Consider the following 9,169-nt stretch of genomic DNA (forward strand, 5'->3'; position numbering starts at 1 on the left):
CCTTTTTATTTAAGTTGGCTGACATGCAGGATAATAAAACGCAATCCGACACCACCTTTACGCTCAATAATCTCTCCTTTCGCGTACCCGGGCGCACCCTGCTGCATCCGCTCTCTCTGACGTTTCCTGCCGGTAAAGTGACGGGCCTGATTGGCCACAACGGTTCCGGTAAATCCACGCTGCTCAAGATGCTGGGACGCCACCAGCCACCTTCTGAAGGGGATATTCTGCTGGACGATCGGCAGCTGGAGGGCTGGAGCAGTAAAGCCTTTGCCCGCAAGGTGGCCTACTTGCCGCAGCAGCTGCCGCAGGCGGAAGGGATGACGGTGCGTGAGCTGGTAGCGATTGGCCGCTATCCGTGGCACGGGGCACTTGGCCGCTTCGGCGTCGCCGACAGGGAGAAAGTAGAAGAGGCGATTGCGCTGGTAGGGCTAAAACCGCTGGCGCATCGCCTGGTGGATAGTTTGTCCGGCGGTGAACGTCAGCGGGCGTGGATTGCGATGCTGGTGGCGCAGGACAGCCGCTGCCTGCTGCTGGATGAACCGACCTCTGCGCTGGATATCGCCCATCAGGTCGACGTGCTGGCGCTGGTGCATCGCTTAAGCCAGCAGCGCGGCCTGACGGTGATCGCTGTCCTGCACGATATCAACATGGCGGCGCGCTACTGTGACTACCTCGTCGCGCTGCGCGGCGGTGAAATGATCGCTCAGGGTACGCCGTCTGAGCTGATGCGCAGCGAAACGCTGGAACATATTTACGGTATTCCGATGGGTATTTTGCCTCACCCTGCCGGGGCAGCTCCCGTGAGCTTTGTCTACTGATGCTGGATTCAACATACATTAGCCGCCGTCGCCTGCTGACGGCCATGGCGCTCTCGCCGCTGCTGTTGAAGATGGCCCCGGCCCGCGCCGCCGCTATCGATCCGCACCGCATCGTGGCGCTGGAGTGGTTACCCGTCGAGCTGATGATGGCCCTGGGTATCACGCCCTACGGCGTGGCCGACATTCCCAACTACACCCTGTGGGTGAATGAGCCAAAACTGCCGGACTCGGTCATCGACATCGGTCTGCGCACGGAGCCAAACCTTGAGCTTCTCACGCAGATGAAACCGTCTTATTTGTTCTGGTCTGCGGGGTATGGCCCGTCGGAAGAGATCATGGCGAAGATTGCGCCGGGACGAGGCTTTTCCTTTAGCGACGGTAAAAAGCCGCTGACCATGGCAAAAAATTCTATCCACGAGATGGCCCAGTTCCTCAACCGGGAAGCGGAAGCAAAACAGCATCTCGATGAGTTTGACGCGCTGATTGAGTCTCTTAAGCCGCGCTTTGCCCGCCGTGGCGATCGGCCTTTGCTGATGGTGACGCTGCTGGATGCCCGCCATATGCTGGTCTTTGGAAAGAACTGCCTGTTCCAGGAAGTGCTCGACAACTTCGGCATTCGCAACGCCTGGGAAGGCGAGATGACGTTCTGGGGAAGCACCGCCGTGGGCATCGACCGCCTGGCGGCGTTTCGCGACGTCGACGTGCTGTGCTTTGACCACGGCAACGAGCGTGAAATGCAAACCCTGATGGCGACCCCGCTCTGGCAGGCGATGCCGTTCGTGCGCGAGCAGCGCTTCCTGCGCGCCCCTGCGGTATGGTTTTACGGCGCGACGCTGTCGGCAATGCACTTTGCCCGCGTGCTGGACAACGTGATGGGGGGCAAAGCATGAGTACGCGTATTGCCCGTTTCCCGGCGCTGCTGCTGGGGCTGATTTTTCTGGCGGCGCTGGCGCTAACCGGGTTCAACCTCTCCACGGCACTGCCGCGCGAGCAGTGGGCGGCCGCGTTTGCCGCTCCGGATATCGACAATATTCAGCAGATGTTGTTCCACTACAGCCTGCTGCCGCGTCTTAGCATCTCCCTGCTGGTCGGGGCGGGGCTGGGGCTGGTGGGCGTGCTGTTCCAGCAGGTGCTGCGTAACCCGCTGGCGGAGCCAACTACGCTGGGCGTGGCGACGGGTGCACAGCTGGGGATCACCATCACCACCCTCTGGACGCTGCCGGGGGCATTAACCTCTCAGTTTGCCGCGCTGGCAGGCGCCTGCGTCGTGGGCGCGCTGGTCTTTGGCGTGGCCTGGGGAAAACGTCTCTCGCCGGTCACGCTGATCCTCGCCGGGCTGGTCGTCAGCCTCTACTGCGGCGCGATCAACCAGCTGCTGGTGCTGTTTCACCACGACCAGCTGCAAAGCATGTTTATGTGGAGCACCGGCACGCTCACCCAGACCGACTGGAGTATCGTCCAGCGCCTGTGGCCACAATTGTTTGGCGGCGTGGTGCTCACGCTGCTGCTGCTTCGCCCGCTCACTCTGATGGGGCTGGATGATGGCGTGGCGCGCAACCTGGGGCTGGCGCTGTCGCTGGCTCGTCTGGCGGCGCTCACGCTGGCGATTGTGTTAAGCGCTCTGCTGGTTAACGCGGTTGGCATCATCGGGTTTATCAGCCTCTTTGCGCCGCTGCTGGCAAAAATGCTCGGGGCGCGTCGCCTTCTGGCACGTCTGCTGCTGGCGCCGCTGATCGGGGCGCTGATCCTCTGGCTTTCCGATCAGATCATTCTCTGGCTGGCGCGCGTTTGGATGGAAGTGTCTACCGGGTCGGCAACGGCGCTTATCGGTGCGCCGCTGCTGCTGTGGCTGCTCCCGCGTCTGCGCAGTATCAGCGCCCCAGCGATGGACGCTGGCGATAAGGTCTACGCTGAACGTCAGTCGGTGCTGTGGTTCAGCCTTGCCGGTCTGGCGGTGTTGCTTATCGCCTCGTTTGCCGCCCTCGCGTTTGGGCGCGATGCCGCAGGCTGGCACTGGGCAACGGGTGACTTACTCAACGAACTGCTGCAGTGGCGCTGGCCGCGTATTCTCTCCGCGCTGATTGCCGGGGTGATGCTGGCGGTGGCGGGCTGTATTATTCAGCGTCTGACCGGTAACCCGATGGCAAGCCCTGAAGTGCTGGGGATCAGTTCCGGCGCGGCCTTTGGCGTGGTGCTGATGCTCTTCCTGGTGCCGGGCAATGCGTTTGGCTGGCTGATGCCTGCCGGGAGTATCGGTGCGGCGGCCACGCTGATGATTATTCTGGTTGCCTCTGGCCGCGGCGGATTTTCTCCGCACCGCATGCTGCTGGCCGGTATGGCGCTCAGCACCGCCTTTACTATGCTGCTGATGATGCTGCAGGCGAGCGGCGATCCGCGCATGGCGAAGATCCTGACCTGGATTTCCGGCTCAACGTACAACGCCACCGCCAGCCAGGTTGCCTGGTCAGGAAGCGTTATGATCGTGCTGCTGGCGATGGTACCGCTGTGCCGTCGCTGGATGACTATTCTGCCGCTGGGGGGCGAAACCGCGCGTGCGGTCGGCTTAGCGCTGACGCCAACGCGCGTCGCGCTTCTTCTGCTGGCGGCGTGTCTGACGGCAACCGCCACCATGACCATCGGTCCACTAAGCTTTGTAGGGTTGATGGCGCCGCATATCGCCAGAATGATGGGTTTCCGACGGACGATGCCACATATTGTGATGTCGGCCCTGACGGGCGGGGTCATTCTGGTGTTTGCCGACTGGTGTGGAAGGATGGTGCTGTTCCCGTATCAGATCCCGGCGGGCCTGTTGTCGACCTTTATCGGTGCGCCTTACTTTATCTATCTGTTGAGAAAGCAGAGTCGGTAGTCAGGTGCGGCCTGATACCCTCTCCCACGGGGAGAGGGAGAACATCGTAGGCCGGGTAAGCGTTAGCGCCACCCGGCAATGCCCTTAAAGCTTCGCAAACACCTTACGCGCCGCGTCGATGGTGTTATTGATATCTTCTTCGCTGTGCGCCACGGACATAAAGCCCGCTTCGAACGCGGACGGTGCCAGGTACACGCCTTCTTCCAGCATCAGGTGGAAGAAGCGCTTGAAGCGTTCAACGTCGCACTTCACCACGTCCTGATAGCGGGTCACGGTTTTCGCATCGGTGAAGAAAATCCCGAACATGCCGCCCACGTGGTTAACAACCAGCGGAATTCCCGCTTCTTCTGCGGCTTCCAGCAGACCGTTTGCCAGCTGCGTGGTACGGTCCGTCAGGGTTTCATGAATACCCGGCTGCGCCACTTCGGTCAGACAGGCGAAGCCTGCAGCCATGGCAATTGGGTTACCGGATAGCGTGCCCGCCTGGTAAACCGGGCCGGTTGGCGCCAGGGCTTCCATCACGTCCTTACGACCGCCGAAAGCACCGACCGGCATGCCGCCGCCGATGATTTTGCCGAGGCAGGTCAGGTCCGGCTCAACCTCATAATAAGACTGGGCGCCCGCCAGTGCCACGCGGAAGCCGGTCATCACTTCATCGATGATCAGCAGCGCGCCGAACTCATCGCACAGCGCGCGCAGGCCCGGCAGGAAGTCAGGCTGCGGCGGGATGCAGTTCATATTGCCCGCAACAGGTTCAACGATAATGCAGGCGATCTCCTGCGGATACTGCTCGAACGCCGCGCGAACGGTGTTCAGATCGTTGTAGGTGCAGGTCAGGGTGTGCTTCGCGAAATCAGCAGGTACGCCAGGCGAGTTTGGCTGGCCGAGGGTCAGCGCGCCGGAGCCCGCTTTCACCAGCAGGCAGTCTGCATGGCCGTGGTAGCAGCCTTCGAATTTGATGATTTTGTCGCGACCGGTAAAGCCGCGCGCCAGACGGATGGCGCTCATGGTGGCTTCGGTACCGGAGTTCACCATACGCACCATGTCCATGGTCGGCACCAGTTCGGTAACCAGCTCCGCCATTTTCACTTCCATCTCGGTCGGCGCACCGAAGCTCAGGCCGCGCTGCGCGGCTTCGATGACCGCGTTACGAATGGCGGGATGGTTATGTCCGAGAACCATCGGCCCCCAGGAACCGACGTAATCGATATAGGCTTTGCCATCGACATCATACAGATACGCGCCGTCAGCACGTTCAATAAACAGCGGCGTGCCGCCCACGCCGGTAAAGGCGCGTACTGGCGAGTTCACGCCACCGGGGATTAGCTCGCGGGCTGCACTGTAGAGGTTTTCAGACTTGCTCATGGCGTCGTTCCTGGTTCGTATAAAATGATTAAGCACACTATTCTAAGTGATCCGCAGAAGGTTATGAAATTTTTAGCCTGTTTATGCTTTAAGATTTGTTAAGTATTTTTCAGGCGTCGCAGGGAAGGTCTCTGGTAAAATCTTCGCGGCTTTTTGTATGACGAATAAGAACAGGACATGAAATCAGATTCCCCGTCTTTCGAAGAACAACAGTTTACGCGCGCCCAGCACCGAGTCAGCATTCGGCGGCTGCTCAATCGCGATAAAACGCCGCTGGCGATCCTGCTGGCCGCTGCCGTGGTGGGTACCCTTGCAGGGCTGGTTGGCGTGGCGTTTGAAAAAGCGGTTAACGCCGTACTCAACTGGCGAGTGGGTACCGTAGCCGGTTTTGCCGATCGTGAATGGCTGGTCTGGGTAGCGGCATTCGGCCTGTCTGCGCTGTTTGCCATGGTGGGGTATTTTCTGGTGCGTAAATTCGCCCCGGAGGCGGGCGGGTCTGGCATCCCGGAAATTGAAGGCGCGCTGGAGGAGCTGCGCTCGGTGCGCTGGTGGCGGGTGATCCCGGTTAAGTTTATTGGCGGCATGGGGACGCTGGGCGCAGGGATGGTGCTCGGCCGGGAAGGGCCAACGGTGCAGCTGGGGGGGAACGTCGGCCGCATGGTGGGCGATCTGTTCCGCATGCGCAGCGCCGAGGCGCGCCATACGCTGCTGGCCACCGGTGCAGCGGCGGGGCTTTCTGCGGCGTTTAACGCGCCGCTGGCCGGTATTTTGTTCATCATCGAAGAGATGCGCGCGCAGTTCCGCTACAACCTGATCTCCATTAAAGCGGTGTTTACCGGCGTTATTATGTCGAGCATCGTCTTTCGCATCTTTAATGGCGAAGGGGCGGTGATTGAAGTCGGTAAACTGACCAACGCACCGGTTAACACCCTGTGGCTATACCTGATCCTCGGCATGATTTTTGGTGTGGTGGGCCCGCTGTTTAACACCTTTATCTTACGCGCTCAGGATATGTTCCAGCGCGTTCACGGCGGCAATACCACGAAATGGGTGCTGATGGGCGGCCTGCTGGGCGGCATTTGTGGCGTGCTCGGCTTTATCGAACCGAATGCCGCGGGCGGCGGTTTCGGGCTGATTCCCATTGCCGCAGCCGGGAATTTCAGCGTGGGTTTGCTGCTGTTTATGTTTTTCTCCAGGGTCATTACGACGGTACTGTGCTTCTCCTCCGGCGCGCCCGGCGGAATTTTTGCCCCGATGCTGGCGCTGGGAACGCTGCTCGGCACCGCGTTTGGTATGGCGGCTGAGGCAGGTTTCCCCGCTTACCATCTGGACGCCGGCACCTTTGCAGTGGCCGGGATGGGGGCGCTGCTGGCCGCCTCCCTGCGCGCGCCGTTAACCGGCATCGTGCTGGTGCTGGAGATGACGGATAATTACCAGCTCATTTTGCCAATGATCATTACCTGTCTCGGCGCGACACTATTAGCCCAATTCCTGGGTGGAAAACCGCTATACTCCACCATCCTCGCGCGTACCCTGGCAAAACAAGAGGCGGAGCGGGCCGCCACGCAGAATACTTGAATGAATTACCAGGGTATTAGATAATGACGAAAAGAATTGGGTGAATTTTACCCAATAGCAGTATTCATGGGAGCATAAGATGAGTGATGACGTAGCTGTGCCGCTGGAGTTTACCGAAGCAGCAGCCAACAAAGTGAAAACCCTGATTGCCGACGAAGACAATCCGGATCTGAAACTGCGTGTCTATATTACCGGTGGCGGCTGCAGCGGCTTCCAGTACGGTTTTACCTTTGACGATCAGGTGAACGACGGCGATATGACCATCGAGAAGCAAGGCGTCGCGCTGGTAGTTGACCCGATGAGCCTGCAGTATCTGGTGGGCGGTTCGGTGGATTACACCGAAGGTCTGGAAGGTTCGCGTTTTGTGGTGACCAACCCGAACGCAACAAGCACCTGCGGGTGTGGTTCTTCGTTTAGCATTTAAGCCTGAATGCGGATTGTAGGCCCGGTAAGCGAAGCGCCACCGGGCTTATAAACGACGCCTATCTTGAAGTTTCATCCAGCGCAAACGTCGGCAGCTTCAGGTGCCAGCGTATCGCCGCTAAACGTATCACCAGCGTCACGACCATCCCCAGCATCGCGGCGTTTTCCAGCGGAATTGCAAACGTGTAGTACGCGGTCGCGTGGACAATGCCGCCCGCAATACAGGCCGTTGCGTAAATTTCAGTACGCAGGATCATCGGCACCTCCCGCGCCAGAATGTCGCGAATGATGCCGCCGCCCACGCCGGTTAACACGCCCATGCAGATCGCCACCATCGGGCCGGTGCCCGCATTAAACGCCTTATTGACGCCAATACCGACAAACACGGCCAGACCGACGGCATCCAGCACCGGCAATATCCATTTGGGTAATCGGCGGGGCTGGCGAACCAGCACAATGGTCAACAGACAGGTGACCATGGCGACCACAAGATCGGTAGGATCTTTCACCCAAAACACCGGGCCATTTGCCAGCGCCATATCGCGGATTGTCCCGCCGCCAACGGCGGTCACCACGCCAAGCACCAGCACGCCAAACGGATCCATGCGTAGTTTTCCGGCGAGCAGGACGCCGGAGATAGCAAAAACGGCTGTACCAAGAATATCCAGCCAATAAACGAGCATCGTTAAATCCTCGAACAAATGTTAATGACCCTCTGCCAGGGCGGCACAGAGCTGTTTTGCGGCGAGGATAATACGCGGGCTGGCGCGTTCAAACCAGTCACTGTTGAGTGGGATCACCGGAATTTTTAGCTGGCTCTGCCAGAATTGTTTAATTTTAGGAATCTCGCTCGCATTTCCGACCACGACGATGGCCTGTGGCTGGCGCGCCAGAACCTGCTCACGGCTCACCTGAGGCCACGGTACCCGGCTGGCAGCAAAGATATTTTCACCGCCGCAGACTTCCAGCACCTGGTTCTGAATCGAGCCTTTTCCGGTGGTAAACAGCGGCTGGCTGCCGAACTGCAGGAAGATGCGCTTTTTAACAGGCGTATCGTATTGGGCTTTCAGCGCGGCATAGTCGCTGAGCATCTGGTTCGCCGCACTCTCGGCTTTTTGAGGCGCAGGGCTATAAGGGGCCAGGGCGCGCAGAGCCTGAGCGACCTGCTCAATACTTACCGCGTCAACCCACATGACCTTGATGCCAAGCGAGGTGAGCTGGTTCACCTGCCGCTCGGCGTTACCGCCGCGCCAGGCCAGCACGAGATCCGGCTTAAGCGCCACAATGCGCTCAAGGTTCATCCCTTGCCAGGTTGCCACTTGTTCAATGCCGGCCGCCTGTGGGGGGTAATCTGAAAAGCTGCTGACGCCAACGGGGGTGATCCCGGCGGCAAACGCCAGTTCGGTGTTAGCGGGAGAGAGGGTAATCACACGCGGCGCGGCGAACAGCCACGCCGGTGCAAGCAGCAGCAGGGCGGCCAGCGCCCTGATAGACCGTTTAGCCACGCGCCAGGTTCTGCACCAGGCGTTCCACCATCACGGTGGACTGTTTTGCCGCAACGGCCAGGAACTCGTCGAAGCTGATGTGAGACTGCTGGTCTGCCACGTCAGAGATGGCGCGAACCACCACGAACGGTACGCTGAAATTGTGGCAAACGTGCGCAATCGCGGTCGCTTCCATCTCTACGGCAACCGCCTGCGGGAAGTTATGACGGATTTTCGCCAGACCGACGGAGCCATTGATGAACGCATCACCGCTGACAATCAGGCCGCGTACCGCGTTGAGATTGAGCTCAGCAATGCAGGCTTCAGCCGCCGCTATCAGTTTATCGTCAGCTTTAAACCCTGCCGGGCAGCCCGGAAGCTGGCCATACTCGTAGCCGAACGCGGTGACGTCAGCATCGTGGTAACGCGCTTCGTCGGAGACAACGATATCGCCCACTTTCAGCGTCGGTGCCAGACCGCCTGCTGAGCCCGTGTTAATGATGACGTCCGGCTTGCAGCGCTCAAGCAGCAGGGTCGCACCCAGCGCAGCAGCCACTTTACCGATGCCTGATTTCAGCAGAGCCACCTCAACCTGTCTCTTATACACATCTGACGCTGCCGACGCCGGA

The 9,169-nt window shown here is 59.7% G+C and carries 9 protein-coding genes; 5 read left to right on the forward strand and 4 right to left on the reverse strand.

All coding sequences use genetic code 11. The features are described from left to right. Window positions 1-23 precede the first annotated feature (23 nt). The 3 genes from fhuC to fhuB are packed head-to-tail and all read left to right on the forward strand — an operon-like array spanning window position 24 to window position 3,690. Window positions 24-821 carry a Fe3+-hydroxamate ABC transporter ATP-binding protein FhuC gene (fhuC, locus tag HBA26_RS19200; protein ID WP_126345462.1) on the forward strand — a complete coding sequence of 266 codons (798 nt, stop codon included), beginning with the start codon at window positions 24-26 and terminating at the stop codon, window positions 819-821. After that, the gene (fhuD, locus tag HBA26_RS19205) at window positions 821-1,711 is read left to right on the forward strand and encodes a Fe(3+)-hydroxamate ABC transporter substrate-binding protein FhuD (RefSeq protein ID WP_028015564.1); all 891 of its coding nucleotides are present in this window, start codon (window positions 821-823) and stop codon (window positions 1,709-1,711) included. Before fhuC ends, fhuD begins: the two co-directional genes overlap by 1 nt. Next, window positions 1,708-3,690: a Fe(3+)-hydroxamate ABC transporter permease FhuB gene (fhuB, locus tag HBA26_RS19210; RefSeq protein WP_166720988.1), complete on the forward strand. Its 1,983-nt coding sequence runs from the start codon at window positions 1,708-1,710 to the stop codon at window positions 3,688-3,690. The genes fhuD and fhuB overlap by 4 nt, the downstream gene beginning before the upstream one ends. A gap of 84 nt (window positions 3,691-3,774) precedes the next feature. Here fhuB and hemL read toward each other — a convergent pair whose 3' ends face one another. Beyond that, entirely contained in the window at window positions 3,775-5,055 is a 1,281-nt protein-coding gene (gene hemL / locus HBA26_RS19215; protein ID WP_041911201.1) for a glutamate-1-semialdehyde 2,1-aminomutase, read from the reverse strand. A 177-nt stretch (window positions 5,056-5,232) separates the two neighbouring features. Here hemL and clcA point away from each other — a divergent pair, with 177 nt between their 5' ends. Both clcA and erpA read left to right on the forward strand, forming a co-directional pair. Further along, on the forward strand, window positions 5,233-6,633 hold the full coding sequence (gene clcA, locus HBA26_RS19220) for a H(+)/Cl(-) exchange transporter ClcA (RefSeq protein WP_166720989.1): 1,401 nt from the start codon (window positions 5,233-5,235) through the stop codon (window positions 6,631-6,633). A 79-nt stretch (window positions 6,634-6,712) separates the two neighbouring features. Beyond that, a complete protein-coding gene (gene erpA, locus HBA26_RS19225; RefSeq protein ID WP_008501923.1) occupies window positions 6,713-7,057 on the forward strand; it encodes an iron-sulfur cluster insertion protein ErpA in 345 nt (114 codons plus the stop codon). Between the two features lie 58 nt (window positions 7,058-7,115). Here the strand turns inward: erpA and HBA26_RS19230 are convergent, their stop codons facing one another. The 3 genes from HBA26_RS19230 to mtnN all read right to left on the reverse strand — a co-directional run. Beyond that, window positions 7,116-7,739, reverse strand: a complete 624-nt coding sequence (locus HBA26_RS19230; protein ID WP_023616579.1) for a TRIC cation channel family protein — start codon at window positions 7,737-7,739, stop codon at window positions 7,116-7,118. A 21-nt stretch (window positions 7,740-7,760) separates the two neighbouring features. Next, window positions 7,761-8,561 (reverse strand): vitamin B12 ABC transporter substrate-binding protein BtuF, encoded by an 801-nt coding sequence (gene btuF / locus HBA26_RS19235; protein ID WP_088204388.1) that lies wholly within the window; start codon window positions 8,559-8,561, stop codon window positions 7,761-7,763. Beyond that, window positions 8,554-9,169: 5'-methylthioadenosine/S-adenosylhomocysteine nucleosidase (mtnN, locus tag HBA26_RS19240; RefSeq protein ID WP_166720990.1), on the reverse strand; the 616-nt coding region annotated here is incomplete at its 5' end. The genes mtnN and btuF, both read right to left, overlap by 8 nt.

Source organism: Enterobacter sp. 725m/11 (assembly GCF_011683705.1).
Classification (GTDB): Bacteria; Pseudomonadota; Gammaproteobacteria; order Enterobacterales; family Enterobacteriaceae; genus Enterobacter; species Enterobacter bugandensis.

What these genes read in the sequence shown, in the direction of transcription:
- clcA (WP_166720989.1), top strand. Translation starts at nt 5,233, where the DNA reads ATGAAATCAGATTCCCCGTCTTTCGAAGAACAACAGTTTACGCGCGCC.
- fhuC (WP_126345462.1), top strand. Translation starts at nt 24, where the DNA reads ATGCAGGATAATAAAACGCAATCCGACACCACCTTTACGCTCAATAAT.
- fhuD (WP_028015564.1), top strand. Translation starts at nt 821, where the DNA reads ATGCTGGATTCAACATACATTAGCCGCCGTCGCCTGCTGACGGCCATG.
- fhuB (WP_166720988.1), top strand. Translation starts at nt 1,708, where the DNA reads ATGAGTACGCGTATTGCCCGTTTCCCGGCGCTGCTGCTGGGGCTGATT.
- erpA (WP_008501923.1), top strand. Translation starts at nt 6,713, where the DNA reads ATGAGTGATGACGTAGCTGTGCCGCTGGAGTTTACCGAAGCAGCAGCC.
- hemL (WP_041911201.1), bottom strand. Translation starts at nt 5,055, where the DNA reads ATGAGCAAGTCTGAAAACCTCTACAGTGCAGCCCGCGAGCTAATCCCC.
- HBA26_RS19230 (WP_023616579.1), bottom strand. Translation starts at nt 7,739, where the DNA reads ATGCTCGTTTATTGGCTGGATATTCTTGGTACAGCCGTTTTTGCTATC.